The 16248-nt window shown below is 68.3% G+C and carries 16 protein-coding genes and 1 pseudogene; 12 read left to right on the top strand and 5 right to left on the bottom strand.

Translation table 11 applies throughout. The features are described 5' to 3' along the window. Both ACK5IN_RS03630 and ACK5IN_RS03625 read left to right on the top strand, forming a co-directional pair. Positions 1–486, top strand: a 486-nt coding sequence (locus tag ACK5IN_RS03630) for an enoyl-CoA hydratase/isomerase family protein (protein ID WP_416894857.1), incomplete at its 5' end; no start/stop codon positions are given. Further along, positions 483–1319, top strand: a complete 837-nt coding sequence (locus ACK5IN_RS03625) for an SDR family oxidoreductase (RefSeq protein WP_416894856.1) — start codon at positions 483–485, stop codon at positions 1317–1319. The genes ACK5IN_RS03630 and ACK5IN_RS03625, both read left to right, overlap by 4 nt. 30 nt (positions 1320–1349) lie before the next feature. Here the strand turns inward: ACK5IN_RS03625 and ACK5IN_RS03620 are convergent, their stop codons facing one another. Further along, entirely contained in the window at positions 1350–1745 is a 396-nt protein-coding gene (locus tag ACK5IN_RS03620) for a TA system VapC family ribonuclease toxin (protein WP_416894855.1), read from the bottom strand. Then, positions 1742–1972: a hypothetical protein gene (locus tag ACK5IN_RS03615; protein WP_416894854.1), complete on the bottom strand. Its 231-nt coding sequence runs from the start codon at positions 1970–1972 to the stop codon at positions 1742–1744. The genes ACK5IN_RS03620 and ACK5IN_RS03615 overlap by 4 nt, the downstream gene beginning before the upstream one ends. A gap of 100 nt (positions 1973–2072) precedes the next feature. Here ACK5IN_RS03615 and rlmN point away from each other — a divergent pair, with 100 nt between their 5' ends. The 4 genes from rlmN to ACK5IN_RS03595 all read left to right on the top strand — a co-directional run bounded on the left by rlmN (position 2073) and on the right by ACK5IN_RS03595 (position 9255). Then, complete coding sequence (gene rlmN, locus ACK5IN_RS03610) at positions 2073–3290, top strand: 23S rRNA (adenine(2503)-C(2))-methyltransferase RlmN (RefSeq protein ID WP_416894853.1); 1218 nt, start codon at positions 2073–2075, stop codon at positions 3288–3290. A 115-nt stretch (positions 3291–3405) separates the two neighbouring features. Then, positions 3406–5133 carry an ABC transporter ATP-binding protein gene (locus tag ACK5IN_RS03605; RefSeq protein ID WP_416894852.1) on the top strand — a complete coding sequence of 576 codons (1728 nt, stop codon included), beginning with the start codon at positions 3406–3408 and terminating at the stop codon, positions 5131–5133. Beyond that, entirely contained in the window at positions 5130–7217 is a 2088-nt protein-coding gene (locus tag ACK5IN_RS03600) for an ABC transporter ATP-binding protein (RefSeq protein ID WP_416894851.1), read from the top strand. Before ACK5IN_RS03605 ends, ACK5IN_RS03600 begins: the two co-directional genes overlap by 4 nt. Positions 7218–7263: 46 nt before the next feature. Continuing rightward, complete coding sequence (locus tag ACK5IN_RS03595) at positions 7264–9255, top strand: ABC1 kinase family protein (protein ID WP_416894850.1); 1992 nt, start codon at positions 7264–7266, stop codon at positions 9253–9255. A 10-nt stretch (positions 9256–9265) separates the two neighbouring features. Here the strand turns inward: ACK5IN_RS03595 and ACK5IN_RS03590 are convergent, their stop codons facing one another. Continuing rightward, the gene (locus ACK5IN_RS03590; RefSeq protein ID WP_416894849.1) at positions 9266–9481 is read right to left on the bottom strand and encodes a hypothetical protein; all 216 of its coding nucleotides are present in this window, start codon (positions 9479–9481) and stop codon (positions 9266–9268) included. Between the two features lie 368 nt (positions 9482–9849). On the opposite strand from ACK5IN_RS03590, the gene ACK5IN_RS03585 reads away from it, so the two are divergent. The 5 genes from ACK5IN_RS03585 (at position 9850) to ACK5IN_RS03565 (ending at position 15450) form a co-directional block, all read left to right on the top strand. Then, entirely contained in the window at positions 9850–10518 is a 669-nt protein-coding gene (locus ACK5IN_RS03585; protein WP_416894848.1) for a GntR family transcriptional regulator, read from the top strand. Beyond that, entirely contained in the window at positions 10515–12035 is a 1521-nt protein-coding gene (locus ACK5IN_RS03580; protein WP_416894847.1) for an MmgE/PrpD family protein, read from the top strand. The genes ACK5IN_RS03585 and ACK5IN_RS03580 overlap by 4 nt, the downstream gene beginning before the upstream one ends. A 121-nt stretch (positions 12036–12156) precedes the next feature. Then, positions 12157–13068 (top strand): methylisocitrate lyase, encoded by a 912-nt coding sequence (prpB, locus tag ACK5IN_RS03575; RefSeq protein WP_416894846.1) that lies wholly within the window; start codon positions 12157–12159, stop codon positions 13066–13068. A 7-nt stretch (positions 13069–13075) separates the two neighbouring features. Continuing rightward, positions 13076–14266 (top strand): bifunctional 2-methylcitrate synthase/citrate synthase, encoded by a 1191-nt coding sequence (locus tag ACK5IN_RS03570; protein WP_416894845.1) that lies wholly within the window; start codon positions 13076–13078, stop codon positions 14264–14266. Next, on the top strand, positions 14263–15450 hold the full coding sequence (locus tag ACK5IN_RS03565) for a thiolase family protein (RefSeq protein ID WP_416894844.1): 1188 nt from the start codon (positions 14263–14265) through the stop codon (positions 15448–15450). Before ACK5IN_RS03570 ends, ACK5IN_RS03565 begins: the two co-directional genes overlap by 4 nt. On the opposite strand, the gene ACK5IN_RS03560 is transcribed toward ACK5IN_RS03565, so the two are convergent. Beyond that, positions 15431–15778, bottom strand: a complete 348-nt coding sequence (locus ACK5IN_RS03560; RefSeq protein ID WP_416894843.1) for an SDR family oxidoreductase — start codon at positions 15776–15778, stop codon at positions 15431–15433. The genes ACK5IN_RS03565 and ACK5IN_RS03560 overlap by 20 nt on opposite strands. Here ACK5IN_RS03560 and ACK5IN_RS03555 point away from each other — a divergent pair. Then, positions 15686–16009 (top strand): hypothetical protein, encoded by a 324-nt coding sequence (locus ACK5IN_RS03555; RefSeq protein ID WP_416894842.1) that lies wholly within the window; start codon positions 15686–15688, stop codon positions 16007–16009. The two genes, ACK5IN_RS03560 and ACK5IN_RS03555, sit on opposite strands and share 93 nt — an antisense overlap. Positions 16010–16038: 29 nt before the next feature. Here ACK5IN_RS03555 and ACK5IN_RS03550 read toward each other — a convergent pair. Then, positions 16039–16248, bottom strand: a pseudogene (locus ACK5IN_RS03550) (MarR family transcriptional regulator); the annotation flags it as partial.

Below are 16248 nucleotides of genomic sequence, written 5' to 3'. Positions count from 1 at the left end.
GGCATCCTGCTCTCCTCCGATTACGCCGTCGTCGGCGCGAACTCCAAGATCGGCAGCCTCTACGCCAATATCGGCCTCACCCCCGACCTGTCGGTCAGCGCCCACCTCGCCCGCGCCGTCGGCGAACGCCGGGCGCTGCAGCTCGTGTTGCAGGACCGCATGCTCACCGCGCCCGAAGCGCTCGAGTGGGGGCTGGTTGCCGAGGTCGTCGAGGGAGAGGATGCCGCGGCCACCGCCGATGCCGTCCGCGCCCGCGCCGACGAGATCGCCCGATTCTGGATCGATAGCGCCGCGCGCGCCTACGGGCAGGCCAAGCGCATCGTGCGCGACGACCGCGACCGCACGTTCGCCGCGCAGCTGACCACCGAGGCGCACACGATCGGTGCCGCCTTCGACACCCCCGACGCGCAGGCGCGGATCGCGGCGTTCGCCGCGGCATCCGCCCGCCGTTCCCAGCCGTCCGCACCCCCGCAGGAGACCGCATGATCGCCCCACTCGCCGGAAAGACCATCCTCATGTCGGGTGGCAGCCGCGGCATCGGCCTCGCGATCGCGCTGCGTGCTGCGCGCGACGGCGCGAACATCGCACTGCTGGCCAAGACCGACACGCCGCACCCCACGCTCGAGGGCACGGTGCACACCGCGGCCGAGGCGATCCGCACCGCCGGGGGCAACGCCCTGCCGCTGGTGGGCGACGTGCGCAACGACACCGACATCACCGAGGCGGTGCTGACGACGCAGGGCGAGTTCGGCGGCATCGACATCGTCGTCAACAACGCGTCGGTCATCGACCTGTCCGGCTCGCTCGACCTCTCGGCGAAGAAGTACGACCTCATGCAGGACGTCAACGTGCGCGGCACGTTCATGCTGTCGCGCGCGGCCGTGCCGATGCTGAAGGATGCCGAGAACCCGCACATCCTGTCGCTGTCGCCGCCGCTGAACCTCGACCCGAAGTGGCTTGGCGCGCACACCGGCTACACACTCGCGAAGTACGGCATGACGATGGCCACCCTCGGCATGGCGGCCGAGTTCGCCCGCGACGGCATCGCCGCCAACACGCTGTGGCCGCGCACCACGATCGCGACCGCTGCGGTGCAGTTCGCGCTCGGCGGCGACACGATGATGAAGGTGAGCCGCACGCCCGAGATCTACGCCGACGCCGCGTACGAGGTGCTCACCCAGCCCGCGCGCGAGTACACGGGACGGTCGCTCATCGTCGAGGACGTGCTCGAAGGGGCGGGCATCACCGACTTCTCGGGGTACGCGGCCGTGCCCGGCACGCCCGACGACGAGCTGTTCGCCGACATCTTCCTGGATTGAGCCGCACCGCTCCCGGCGCCTGTCGCGGGGTCACTCCGGGATCAGGAATGCCGACTCGGGGAGTGCGGCGCTGAGTGCGCGATCGAGCGTCGCCAGCCGACCGCCGTGGTGGACGGCGAGGGCGGCGAGGTACGCATCGGTGATCTGACGGTGCCCGATCACGTGCGCGAGGTCGACGTCGGCGTAGGAGAGATCGTCTGGCCAGAGCGTGAACCGCGGGTCGTCGTACAGAGCGCGCATGACGTCGCGAAGTCCGACAGTCGACGCGCCGGTCCTCGTCAGATAGCGCACGAATGCCCCCTCGACGATGGGACAGAGCGCCACCTTGCCCACGGTCGCCAGCCAGGAGTTCACCCGGTCGTGGTGCACGTGCTCTGCGACACCGGCAGCGATGACGGCGTTCGCGTCGAGCAGAAAGCCGGTCATTCGTCGTCGAGTGCGTCTGCGACATCCTCGGACGTCACGGTTCGTCCGATGCTGATCACAGGGAATCCGGAACGCGGGTCTCTCGAGTACTCGATCCGGGTCCCCGATTCGGCGAGCCCGCGCAGTGTCAGATCGGCGATCACCGCCGACATCGACTGCCTTCGGGATGCCGCCAGCTCGCGGATGCGCGCATGCGCGGCGGGCGGGAGGTCGACTGTCGTACGCATTGCATCAATGTAGCATCACATAATGATGCATTACTGATGCAGAAGCGACGCCGTCGGCGACGTGCGGCGATGTCCGAGGTGGGTCGCCTACCCTGAAGGCATGATGCCGCCCGCAGACACGCCCGTGCGCCAGGTCCGTCCCCGCACCGAGGGGTGGACCCAGAAGACGGATGCCTCGGGCCGCCCGCTCCTCCAGTTCGCCTCGCCGAAGCGCGGCAGGCCGCCGGCGCACCTCGCCGACCTCACGCCCGAGCAGCGCGTGGCGAAGGTGCAGGAGCTGGGGCTCCCGGGCTTTCGGGCCACGCAGCTCGAGAAGCACTACTTCACCCACTACACGCATGACCCCGCCGATATGACCGACCTTCCGGCATCCGGTCGGGAAGAGCTCGTGCACGGACTGCTGCCACCGCTGCTGACCGAGGTGCGCCGCCTGCAGACCGACGACGGCAACACGGTCAAGCTGCTTTGGAAGCGGCACGACGGTGCACTGGTCGAGTCGGTGCTGATGCGCTACCCGGGCCGCATCACGCTGTGCGTGTCGTCGCAGGCCGGGTGCGGCATGAACTGCCCGTTCTGCGCGACGGGCCAGGCGGGCCTGACCCGCAACATGTCGGCGGCCGAGATCGTCGAGCAGGTCGTGCGGGCCAACGCCCTGATCCGCGCCGGTGGCCTGGGGACTTCCGAGCACGCCGAGGAACGCGTCACCAACATCGTCTTCATGGGCATGGGCGAGCCGCTCGCGAACTACGCGCGGGTGATGCAGGCGGTCCGGGTGATGACCGACAAGAAGCACGGACTCGGGATGAGCGCGCGCGGGGTCACCGTTTCGACGGTGGGACTCGTGCCGGCGATCCGCAAGCTCGCCGCAGAAGAGATCCCGGTCACGTTTGCGCTGTCGCTGCACGCGCCCGACGACGAGCTGCGCGACGAGCTCATCCCGGTGAACTCGCGCTGGAAGGTCGACGAGGCACTGGATGCCGCGCGCGCCTACTTCGACGCCACCGGCCGCCGGGTGTCGATCGAGTACGCGCTCATCAAGGACATGAACGACCATGGTTGGCGAGCCGACCTGCTCGGCGACAAGCTCAACGCGCGCGGACGCGGTTGGGTGCACGTCAACCCGATTCCCTTGAATCCGACGCCAGGCTCGGTCTGGACGGCTTCGACGCGGGTGGTGCAGAGCGAGTTCGTGCGTCGGCTGGAGGCCAAGGGCATCCCCACCACTCTGCGCGACACCCGCGGCAAAGAGATCGACGGCGCGTGCGGACAGCTGGTCGCGACGGAGCAGGATGCGGAGCTCGCCGCGGACTTCACCTAAAAAGATACCCCGTATCTATAAACACCGCTCGCTCACAGCGGACCGCGATGTCACAGATCCGTGACATGATCTATCGCGCGCCGAATCCGGCGCTCTTCACCGTCCGGGAGACCACGTGCTCGGAAAGCTCCTCTACCGCTACCTCAAGACCTACCGCTGGCTTCTCGCCGCCGTGCTGGTCTTCCAGTTCGCGTCGGCGCTGGCCGCGCTGTACCTGCCGCGGCTGAACGCCGACATCATCGACAACGGGGTCACCCGCGGCGACATCGACTACATCTGGTCGCACGGCATCGTGATGCTGGGCATCTCGCTCGGTCAGATCGTGACCGCAGTGATCGCGACGTTCTTCGCGGCGCGCGCCGCGATGGCGACCGGGCGTGACATCCGCCGCGACGTCTTCGACCGCGTCAGCTCGTTTTCCGAGCGTGAGATCTCGCAGTTCGGCGCCGGGTCGCTGATCACCCGCAACACGAACGACGTGCAGCAGGTGCAGATGCTCGCGATGATGGGTGCGACGATGCTCATCACCGCGCCGCTGCTGGCGATCGGCGGCGTGATCATGGCACTGCAGCAGGATGTCGGGCTCAGCTGGATCATCGCGGTCTCGGTGCCGGTGCTGCTGATCATCGCGATCTTCGTGATCAGCCGCATGGTGCCCTTGTTCCGGGCCTTCCAGGCGAAGCTCGACGCGGTCAACCGCATCATGCGCGAACAGCTGATCGGCGTACGCGTGGTGCGGGCCTTCGTGCGCGAGCGCATCGAAGAGGAGCGGTTCCGCGAGGCGAACACCGACATCATGATCGTCGGACGGCGGGTGGGCTCGCTGTTCGTCGTGCTGTTCCCCCTGGCGATGCTCGTGCTCAACGTAACGGTGGTCGGAGTGATCTGGTTCGGCGGCATCGAGGTCGATGCCGGTGAGGTCGAGATCGGCACGCTGTTCGCGTTCATGCAGTACGTCGGGCAGATCCTCATGGGCGTGCTGATGGCGAGCTTCATGACGATGATGATCCCGAGGGCGGCCGTGTCGGCGGAGCGCATCGGAGAGGTGCTGGATGCCTCGAGCTCGCTGACCCGCCCGGCGCACCCGGTGCACGAGTTCCCGCAGCGGGGCATGGTGCAGTTCGACCGGGCCACCTTCACCTACCCCGGTGCCGAGGAACCGGTGCTGGAAGACATCTCGTTCCACGCCACGCGTGGCGAGACGGTTGCGATCGTCGGCTCGACCGGTGCCGGTAAGTCCACGCTCATCTCGCTCATCCCGCGGCTGTTCGACGTGACCTCGGGCGCGGTGCGGGTGGCCGGTGTCGACGTGTGCGAGGCCGACCCCGACCTGCTGTTCGAGCGCATCGGCCTGGTGCCGCAGCGGCCGTTCCTGTTCACGGGGACGATCGCGTCGAATCTGCGCTTCGGTCGAGAGGATGCGACCGATGAAGAGTTGTGGGAGGCGCTAGAGATCGCGCAGGCGCGCGACTTCGTGCTCGAGAAGGAGGACGGGCTGCAGACGCGCATCTCGCAGGGCGGCACGAACGTGTCGGGCGGTCAGCGCCAGCGGCTCGCCATCGCCCGGGCGATCGTGCACCAGCCCGACATCCTCGTCTTCGACGACTCGTTCTCCGCCCTCGACCTGACCACCGATGCCCGACTGCGCGCCGCACTGTGGAGACGGCTGCCCGAGGTGACCAAGATCGTCGTCGCCCAGCGCGTCTCGACGATCACCGACGCCGACCGCATCGTCGTGCTCGACGCGGGCCGCGTGGTCGGTATCGGCACACACGAAGAGCTGCGGGAGTCCAACGAGACGTATCGAGAGATCGTCGAATCACAGCTGGGAGTCGACGCATGAGTCCCTCGACAAGCTCGGGAACCGAACCCGACATGCTCACCGAGGAGGAGCGCCTCGAGCTCGAGCTCGCCGAACAGGCACGGCAGAGCACCGGCGACTGGGACAGCGTCGCGCCGGGCAAGGCAGCCAACTTCGGGCCCAGCTTCCGTCGGCTCCTCGGTCTGCTCAAGCCGCACGCCCTCGCCTTCACGCTCGTGTCGCTGGCCGGTGCGCTGGCCGTCGTGCTCGCCGTCATCGCACCGAAGGTGCTCGGCGAGGCCACGAACATCGTGTTCGAAGGGGTCATCTCGGCGGCGATGGGCGGGCAGTTCCCCCCGGACGCCACCCAGGCCGAGGTCGTCGAGGCGCTGCGCGCGGCCGGTCAGACCGACTTCGCGAACATGGTCGCGGCGATGCACGACTTCCAGGTGGGCGCCGGTGTCGACTTCGAGCGCCTGCGCGTGGTCATCCTGTGGGTGCTGCTCATCTACATCGTCTCTGCGCTGCTCAGCTGGGTGCAGGGCTACGTCATCAACGTGATCATGGTGCGCACCATGTGGCGGCTGCGCGAGAACGTCGAGGCCAAGATCAATCGGCTGCCGCTGGCGTACTTCGACAAGGTGCAGCGCGGCGAGCTCATCTCGCGTGTCACCAACGACATCGACAACATCACCCAGATGATGCAGCAGTCCCTCTCGGGGGCGCTCACCTCGGTGCTGACGGTCGTCGGCGTGCTGGTCATGATGTTCTCGATCTCGTGGCAGTTGGCGCTCGTGGCACTGGTCGCACTGCCGCTCATGGGCGTCATCTTCGGCATCATCGGCCCGCGCTCGCAGAAGGCGTTCCAGGTTCAGTGGAAGAAGGTCGGCCGGCTCAACGCACGCGTCGAGGAGTCCTTCTCCGGGCACGCACTGGTGCGCGTGTACGGCCGTGAAGAGGACTCGCGCGAGAAGTTCGGCGCCGAGAACGACGACCTGTTCCAGGCGAGCTTCAAGGCGCAGTTCCTCTCGGGCATGATCATGCCCGGCATGACCTTCGTCGGCAGCCTCACCTACGTCGGCATCGCGGTGCTCGGTGGACTCATGGTCATCGCCGGGCAGTTGCGTCTGGGTGACGTGCAGGCGTTCATCCAGTATTCGCAGCAGTTCACCCAGCCGCTGTCCGAGCTGGGTGGCATGGCCGCGGTCGTGCAGTCCGGCACGGCGTCGGCCGAGCGCGTCTTCGGACTGCTCGACGAGCCCGAGCAGGAGCCGGACGCCGCCGATGCGAAGCCGGTCCAGACGCCGCACGGCGTCATCGAGTTCGAGAACGTGCGCTTCTCGTACAACCCCGATCGGCCGCTCATCAACGACCTGTCGTTCCGGGTGGAGCCGGGCCAGACGGTGGCCATCGTGGGCCCGACCGGGGCAGGGAAGACCACCCTCGTCAACCTGCTGATGCGCTTCTACGAGCTCGACGGCGGGCGCATCCTGCTCGACGGGCAGGACATCGCGCAGCTCACCCGCCGCGACGTGCGCGCACGCACCGGCATGGTGCTGCAGGACCCGTGGCTGTTCGCGGGCACGATCCGTGAGAACATCCGCTACGGTCGCACCTCCGCCACCGGTGACGAGGTCGTCGCCGCTGCCGAGGCGACGCGGGTCGACCGTTTCGTGCACTCGCTGCCCGACGGGTACGACACCGTGCTCGACGAAGAGGCATCCAATGTGTCGGCCGGCGAGAAGCAGCTCATCACGATAGCCCGTGCGTTCGTGGCGAATCCGTCGCTGCTGATCCTCGATGAGGCGACGTCGTCGGTCGACACGCGCACCGAGGTGCTGCTGCAGCACGCGATGGCCGCGCTCCGCCAGGGGCGCACGTCATTCGTCATCGCGCACCGGCTCTCGACGATCCGCGACGCCGATCTGATCCTCGTGATGGAGCACGGCGACATCGTCGAGAAGGGCACGCACGACGAGCTCATCGCGGCTGAGGGCGCGTACTGGCGGCTGTACCGATCGCAGTTCGAAGAGGCGGCCATCGACATCGACCTCGAAGAGAGCCTCGAGACCGGCGCCGTTCCGGTCGTCGACACCGACGCCCCAGCGGAGGCGCCGCCCACGTAGCCGGTACGCTCGGGGAAGTCATCGTCGCAGTGCCGGAGGGCAGCGTATGAGTGGGATCTGGATCGCCGTCCTGAGCGTTGTCTTTGCGGTGCTCGCCGCCTGGGTGTCGCGGCATGTGCTGGGAACGCGGATCGGCTGGGTGCGGGCGATCATCGTCGGCATCATCGTCTATCTCGCGATTGCGCCGGTCATGGCGCACATCCTCGAATGGGCCGACGTCATCGAGGGCGATGCGTTCCAGGTGAATCGTCCCATCGCGATCGTCTTCCTCGCTCTCGCGATCGGATGGCAGTTCGCGATCGTGGTCACGGCGATCATGCTGCTCGAGCTGCTGTGGCCGAGCGGGCGCGGTTTCCATCCCATCCGCGCCGTGCGCGAGGGACTGCGTCGGCGCAACCGCCTGCGGCGCTACACGCAGATTCTGCGGATCTCGGGCCGGCACGGCATCGATCTGTATCGGCAGCGTCGCTACGGCGACGATCAGGACGTCCCGATGGCCGTCGTCGCCGCCATGAACGAAGCCGGGCCGACGTTCATCAAGATCGGCCAGGTGCTCTCGACGCGCGACGACATCCTGCCGCGCGAGTTCACGGATGCCTTCGCCTCCCTGCAGATGAACACGGCACCGCTGCCGTGGGACCAGGCGCGGGCGGCGATCGAAGCAGAGCTGGGCATGCCCATCGACCAGGTGTTCGGCGAGGTCGACGAAGAGCCACTGGCCGCGGCATCCCTCGCGCAGGTCCACACCGCCCGCCTCGTGTCGGGGGAGTCGGTCGTCATCAAGATTCAGCGGCCGGAGGCGCGGGCGCTCGTCGAGATCGACGTCGACATCATCGAGCGGCTGGCGGCCGACGCCGAGCGCCATGCCGAATGGGCGCGGGGGTACGGCGTGCGCGCGCTCGCCACCGAGTTCGTGCGCGCCCTGCGCGAAGAGCTCGACTACCGCATCGAGGTGGCGAACACCGAGCTCGTGCGCGGCACTCTCTCCCGCAGCACGACGAAAGCAGTGCGGGTGCCGGTCGTCTATGCCGACTACTGCACGTCGCGCATGGTCGTGCAGGAGCGCATCGTCGGCACGCCGCTCAGCGCGCTCGACGGCACACTGCCCGGCGGCCTCACCGATGACGACCCCGACGCGGTGCACCGGATCGCCGACGAGATCCTCGACTCGGTGTTCGAGCAGATCGCAGTCCGCGGCGTGTTCCACGCGGACCTGCACCCGGGCAACCTCATCCTGCAGGCAGACGGCACCGTCGCGCTGATCGATTTCGGGTCGATCGGCATCGTCGAGCGCAGCCTCCGCCGACTGCTGACCACGCTGCTGATGGCGATGGAGGCCGAGGACGACATCGCGACCACCGACATCGTGCTGATGATGGTGTCGACGCCCGACGACGGGTCGAAGCTCGACAAGGCGGCGTTCCAGCACGAGATCGGCATGATGCTCACGCGCGTGCAGAACGGTCGCACCGATGCCGGCGTCTTCCGTGAGCTCATCGACACGATGCGCCGACACCGGCTTGCACTCCCACCCGCGCTGCTGTTGATCTTCCGTACGCTGGGTTCGCTCGAAGGGACGCTGCGCAAGCTCGACCCCGACTACGACCTCGTCAAGCAGGCGCTCGCACGCGCCGCGCACTTCGCGCGCGCATCGATCGAGCCACGCCAGCTCGCGACGAGCGCCGCCACGCAGCTGCAGCTCGCGACCGAGCGCCTGCGACGGCTGCCGCGCCGCGTCGACGCGATCGCGACCCAGCTCGAGCAGGGCTCGTTCACGATGCGGCTGCGCACGTTCGCCGACGCCGCCGAGCGTGGGTGGGTCGGCGGCCTCGTCGGGCAGGTCACGACGGCGATCGTGGGCATCGCGCTCGTCGTCGTCGCCGTCATCCTGGTCGTCTCCGGCGGCGGCCCGCACCTGACCGAGGATGTCGCGCTCTACCCGTTCCTGGGCGCTGCGCTGGGCCTCGGTGGTCTGCTCCTGGTGGTGCGCACGCTGCGTGTGGCGCTATCGAGACGGGTGTCCGAGGGGCAGGGCTGAGCGTACCGATTCAGACGACGGATGCCTCGGGCACGCCCATCTCGGGCGGGGGGCTCGCGCCGCGCAGCGACGAGTTCACGCAGCCGCGCTCGTACGTCGAGGTCGACTCCATCGAGGAGACGATCGCGGCGGCGATGGATACCGGTGGCTCGACGCTCTTGGCGATTTCCCCGATCAGCGAGGCGAGCTGGTTGGCCGTGATCGCCGACCCTGACGGCAACGTCATCGGTCTCTACGAGGGAGGAACCATCACGACGGACTGAACGGTAGGTGCTGCGCGAAGCGTTCGGCCGCGCGTCGCGGTACGCACCTGCTGTCGATCCTGACCAGTTGCGTGCCGACATCCACGAGCGCGGACCGCCGATCCGATGATCGCTGCGACGACTGCGACCGAATGGCTCCCGCTTTTCACGACGAACCCGACCGACTTTCTGGGACTGGACGGGCTTGTCGAGATCGTCGCCGTCCCGCGTCCGTGAAGACGCAGCGCAGGCGCCCGAATGTATACCGTGTGGCCATTCGTGCGGCCACACATTGGCGAACCAGCGTATCTGTGTATACGCTAGGCGCCAGGACCGTGTCGGAAGGGGGTCTATGCGCGCCAGCGACAAGGCCTACCGCACCCTCTTGGAGGAGATCCAGTCGGGCGTGCTGGTCCCCGGAGCCGTTCTCGGCGAGGTCGAGCAGGCCACCCGGCTCGGAGTAAGTCGCACACCGCTGCGCGAGGCGATCGGGCGGCTGGCCGCCGCGGGGCTCGTCGTGCAGCAGTCGCCACGCGTCACGGTCGTCAGTGACCTGGATGCCGATGACATCCGTGAACTGTTCCAACTGCGTCGCGCGCTCGAGGAGACCGCCGCGCGCATGGTCGCCGAACGAGCCCGCGACGATCCGCAGATCGCCGCCACGTTCGCCGCGATCGCCGCCGAGATTGCCGCGGCCCATCCCGCCGACGACGCCGATGCCTACTACGCGGTGATCAGCCGGTTCGACGGTGCGCTCGACGCATCCCTCTCCAACGACTACCTCATATCCGCCCTACGCACCGTCCGCACGCATCTCGTGCGGGTGCGCAGACTGGCCCGCGACCAGCCGCAGCGACTGGCCGCATCCGTCACCGAGCACCGGCTCATCGCCGAGGCGATCGCCGCCGGCGACGCCGACCTGGCCGCGCACGCCACTCACGTCCACCTCCACAGCGCGCTGCAGAGCGCGCTGGCCTCCTCGACAGGCTCGAGGACCGCAACAGACCAAGGAGCAGCATGACCGTCACCCACCACCTCCGCGTCCACCGCAGCGACGAGAACCTCGCGCGCGAGGGGCAACTCGCGTGGCACATCGCCGAGATCGCGGTCGACCCGGTCGAAGTCGAGCCCGAGGTCGTCGACATGATCGTGAACCGCATCATCGACAATGCGGCGGTGGCCGCGGCATCCCTCACCCGCGCTCCTGTGAGCGCCGCCCGCCAGCAGGCACTCGACCACCCGGTGTCGATCAGCGGCAAGGGCGGCACGATCTTCGGGTGCGCGCTCGACCGACGCTCCTCGCCGGAATGGGCCGCGTGGGCGAACGGGGTCGCCGTGCGCGAACTCGACTACCACGACACGTTCCTCGCCGCGGACTACTCGCACCCGGGTGACAACATCCCGCCGATCCTCGCCGTCGCCCAGCACGTCGGCGCCGACGGCGCCGCGCTTGTGCGCGGTATCGCCACCGGCTACGAGATCCAGATCGACCTCGTGCGCGCGGTGTGCCTGCACAAGCACAAGATCGACCACGTCGCCCACCTCGGCCCGTCGGCCGCGGCCGGCATCGGCACCCTGCTGGGCCTGGATGTCGAGACCATCTACCAGGCCGTGGGCCAGGCGCTGCACACCACGACGGCGACACGCCAGTCGCGCAAGGGCGAGATCTCCACGTGGAAGGCGCACGCGCCCGCCTTCGCCGGCAAGATGGCCGTCGAGGCGGTCGACCGTGCGATGCGCGGGCAGACCAGCCCGTCACCCATCTACGAGGGCGAGGACGGCGTGATCGCCTTCATGCTCGACGGCCCAGACGCGAGCTACGATGTGCCGCTGCCCGCGGTCGGCGAGCCGAAGCGGGCGATCCTCGACTCGTACACGAAGGAGCACTCGGCCGAGTACCAGGCACAGGCGATCATCGACCTGGCGCGCCGGCTGCACAACGACGCGTCGTTCGACCCGGCGGATGTCGCCTCGATCGTGCTGCACACGAGCCACCACACGCACTATGTGATCGGCTCGGGCGCGAACGACCCGCAGAAGTACGATCCGACCGCCTCGCGCGAGACGCTCGACCACTCGATCCCCTACATCTTCGCCGTCGCCCTGCAGGACGGCGGCTGGCACCACGTCGACTCGTACCTGCCCGAGCGCGCGGCCCGCGAGGACACAGTGGCGCTGTGGCACAAGATCACGACGACGGAAGACCCGGAGTGGACGCGCCGGTACCACTCGGAGGATCCCGACGAGAAGGCGTTCGGCGGCCGCGTCGTCATCACGCTCACCGACGGCACGGTCATCGAGGACGAGATCGCCGTCGCTGACGCGCACCCACTCGGCGCTCGGCCGTTCGCGCGCGAGGACTACATCCGCAAGTTCCGCATCCTCGCCGAGCCGGTGCTCGAGCAGGCCGAGATCGAGCGCTTCCTCGACCTCGTGCAGCGCCTGCCCGAGCTGACCGCCGACGAGGTGGCGCAGCTGTCGATCGTCGCCAAGCCCGGCGTGCTCGCCGGCGCCCCGGCGCCCAAGGGGCTGTTCTGATGCGTGCGGCGCAGCATCCGTCCCTGCGAACGTCGCAGTTTCGCGCGAAGTTCGCAGCAGATGAGTGGATGCCTGTGAACTCGCCGCGATTCTGCGAACTTCGTGAGGGGGGTGGGCGCTAGTGCTGTATTCCCAGGTGCCCGCCGCCGAGAAGCGACGGCTGTTCCGTGAGCGGCTCGCGAGCGGCGAGCTGCTGCGGTTTCCCGGTGCGTTCAACCCTTTGAGCGCGCGGTTGATCGAGCGCAAGGGCTTCGAGGGTGTGTACATCTCGGGCGCGGTGCTGAGCGCCGACCTGGGGCTGCCCGACATCGGCCTGACCACGCTGACCGAGGTCGCCGGCCGCGGGCAGCAGATCGCGCGCATGACCGACCTGCCGGCGATCATCGACGCCGACACCGGGTTCGGCGAGCCGATGAACGTGGCCCGCACGATCCAGACGCTCGAAGACGCGGGGCTGGCCGGCACCCACATCGAAGACCAGATCAACCCCAAGCGCTGCGGCCACCTCGACGGCAAGGCCGTGGTCGACCAGGACACCGCGGTCAAGCGCATCCGCGCGGCGGCCGACGCGCGCCGCGACGAGAACTTCCTGATCATGGCGCGCACCGACATCCGTGCCATGCATGACGGGCAGGCGGGGCTGGATGCCGCGGCCGACCGCGCCAGGGCGCTCGTCGATGCCGGGGCCGATGCGATCTTCCCCGAGGCGATGCGCACGCTCGACGAGTTCGCCGCGATGCGCCGGGCCGTCGATGTGCCGCTGCTGGCGAACATGACAGAGTTCGGCAAGTCCGACCTGTTCACCGTCGACCAGCTGCGCGATGTCGGCGTGAACATCGTCATCTGGCCGGTGTCGCTGCTGCGCATCGCGATGGGTGCGGCGGGCCGCGCGCTCGACACGCTCACCGACGAGGGTGCGCTGACGTCGAAGCTCGGCGAGATGCAGCACCGCGCTGATCTCTACGAGCTGATCGACTATGAGCAGTACAACCACTTCGACACTTCGGTGTTCAACTTCCAGATCGACCGATAGGAGCACCATGACCGACCCCGACATCAAGAAGGGCCTCGCCGGCGTCACCGTCGACTACACCGCCATCAGCAAGGTCAACCCCGAGACGAACTCGCTGCTGTACCGCGGCTACCCGGTGCAGGAGCTGGCGGCGACGCAGCCGTTCGAGGCGGTCGCCTACCTGCTGTGGCACGGCGAGCTGCCGACCGCCGCGCAACTGGCCGAGCTGCGGGCCGAGGAGCGTCGGCACCGGGCGCTCGCGCCGGACGTGAAGGCCGTCATCGATCTCGTACCGACCGATGCCCATCCCATGGACGAGGTGCGCACCGCGGTGAGCCTCATCGGCGCGCGGGACCTGGCCGGCATCGACTCGGTGCTCGAGGCCAGCGGCACGCCCGAGGAGAATCTGGCGCGCAGCATCCAGCTCTTCGCTGCTCTTCCCGCCATCGTCGCCTATGGCCAACGCCGTCGCCGGGGTCTGGACGTCGTCGAGCCGCGCGACGATCTCGACTACGCCGCGAACTTTCTCTGGATGACGTTCGGCGAGGAGGCCGACCCGGTGGTCGTCGACGCGTTCAACCGCTCGATGATCCTGTACGCCGAGCACTCGTTCAACGCGTCGACGTTCACGGCTCGCGTCGTGACCTCGACGCTCAGTGATTTGTATTCGGCGGTCGTTGCCGCGATCGGCGCGCTCAAGGGCCCGCTGCACGGCGGCGCCAACGAGGCGGTGCTGCACATCTTCAACGAGATCGGCTCGGCCGACAAGGTGGGGGAGTGGCTGGATGCCGCGCTCGCCGAGAAGCGCAAGATCATGGGCTTCGGCCACCGCGTGTACAAGCGCGGCGACTCGCGCGTGCCGACGATGAAGGCGGCGCTCGACACGCTCGTGGAGCACTACGACCGGCCGGATGTTCTTGCGCTCTACGACACCTTGGAAGCCGAGTTCGTGTCGCGCAAGGGCATCTACCCGAACCTCGACTACCCGTCGGGCCCGGCGTACGACCTCATCGGGTTCGACACGCTGACCTTCACTCCGCTGTTCGTCGCGGCGCGCGTGACGGGCTGGACAGCGCACATCATGGAGCAGTTGTCGGCCAATGCGCTAATCCGCCCGCTCTCGGCGTACAACGGCGAGGGCGAGCGGCACATCGAGGGGTACGTGCCGGACACGGCCGCGATCGATGTCGCCGAGCGCGCCGAGGAGGCGGCGGGGTGACCGCGCGTGAGAAGGTCGTCATCGTCTCGGGTGCGCGCACCCCGGTGGGCTCGTTCGGCGGGGCGCTGAAGGACGTCGACGCGTACGAGCTCGGTGCGGCCGCGGTCGTCGAGGCGCTGGCTCGCGCAGGGGTTTCGGGCGACGAGGTCGGCGAAGTCGTCATGGGCAACATCTCGCAGGTCGGCCCCGATGCGTATAACGCGCGCCGGGTGGCGCTCGCCGCGGGGCTGTCATCGCGGGTGCCGGCGTTCAACGTCAACCGGCTGTGCGGCTCGGGCCTGCAGGCGATCTGGTCGGGTGCGCAGGAGCTGCTCTGGGGCGGGGTGGATGTCGTCGTCGCCGGCGGTGACGAGTCGATGTCGCGTACCCCGTTCCTCGACTTCAACGCCCGTGGCAACGCGCGCCTGGGGGATCGGAAGCTGCTGGACGGCACGCTGGCGATCCTCACCGACCCGTTCTCGAAGAAGCACATGGGTGTGACGGCTGAGAACGTGGCGCAGAAGTATGGCGTCTCGCGGGTCGAGCAGGATGAGTTCGCGGTCGAGAGCCAGCGGAGGGCGGCGACGGATGCTGCGCGCGCGGCGTTTGCGGAAGAGATCGTCACGGTGTCCTCGGGCGGGCGTCGGCCGGTCGAGGTGTCGGTGGATGAGCACCCGAAGCCGGGGACGACGCTGGATGTGCTCGCCGGACTGCGGGCCGCCTTTGCCGACGGCGGCAGCGTCACGGCAGGTAACGCGTCGGGCATCAACGATGGTGCTGCGGCAACGGTGCTGATGCGGGAGTCGGACGTGCGCTCGCGGGGACTTTCCGGGCTGGCGACTCTCGAGGCCGTCGCGACGGCCGGGAACGAGCCCGAGCTGATGGGCTACGCGCCGGTCTATGCGCTGCAGCGGTTGTGGGAGCAGACCGGCCTGTCGCCCGCGGATGTCGATGTGATCGAGCTGAACGAGGCGTTCGCCTCGCAGGCGGTCGCGGTGATCCGCGACGCAGAGCTGGATGCTGCGAAGGTGAATCCGTATGGCGGCGCGATCGCCCTCGGGCATCCGGTGGGGGCGACGGGGGCGATCCTCACGGTGCGGGCCGCATTGGATCTTAAGCGGCGCGATCTGGAGTACGCCGTGGTGACGATGTGCATCGGCGGCGGGCAGGCGCTCGCCGCGCTGATCAAGCGCTGGGACGGGTGATCTCCTCCGACACGGGGCGCCGGGTCGTTGGGCGAGACGAAACGCGACAACCTGCGATCCCTGCACACGTCAGCGTCGCACGCACGTTGACCTCCAACGTCCTGCGTGCTCCATCGAGATCAAGGTCGACGAGCGGCCTATAGAGGGGGTTGATGCCCGCGTTTGCGATGAAGATGTCGAGACCACCGAACTCGGCCGCCGCTCGGTCGAATACCTCAGCACGGTGCGCAGGGTCATGGGCCTCGCACGCCATGGCGGTCGCGCTGCCCACGGGCGACTCCGCGACCGCAGCATCCAACGACTCCTGCTTCCGGTCCGCGCGCAGCACATCGCGCGACGCGACCGTCAACAACGATTGCTCGAGCGGCTCGTGGACGAAGGAGTGGAGACCGGAGCGCGACGGGTGGAGGACTCCCACGGTGCGGTGCCGGCCCTCATTACGATGTGCACCGGCGTTGCTCAGTGGTATCGGGTCGACGGTCCGCTGAGTCCCGAGATCCTGGCACGGCAGTACACGGAGCTCGCCGGATGGATGTTCTGTGCTTTAGTGCAGGATTGATTACGCCCGGGTGTGACTCTGTGCCGTGATTACAGAGGCTCGGGCATCACCCGCGGCTCGGCGAAGTCGCCCGCGCCCTGCCGCAATCGGGCGACGGCGTGCACGAGCGCACTCACGTTCGCCTCGTCGATGCCGGGATCTGCGAACACCTCGGTGTTGAGCGATTCCGTGGCCTCTTCGACGATGCTGCGCCCGGCATCCGTCAGCACCAGAATCGTCGCGCGCCCATCGTGCGGGTG

The organism is Microbacterium sp. (genome assembly GCF_047971895.1).
In the GTDB taxonomy this organism is placed as follows: Bacteria; Actinomycetota; Actinomycetes; order Actinomycetales; family Microbacteriaceae; genus Microbacterium.
Note: the sequence above shows the minus strand (reverse complement) of the source record. Positions and strands in the feature narration are given on the sequence as shown.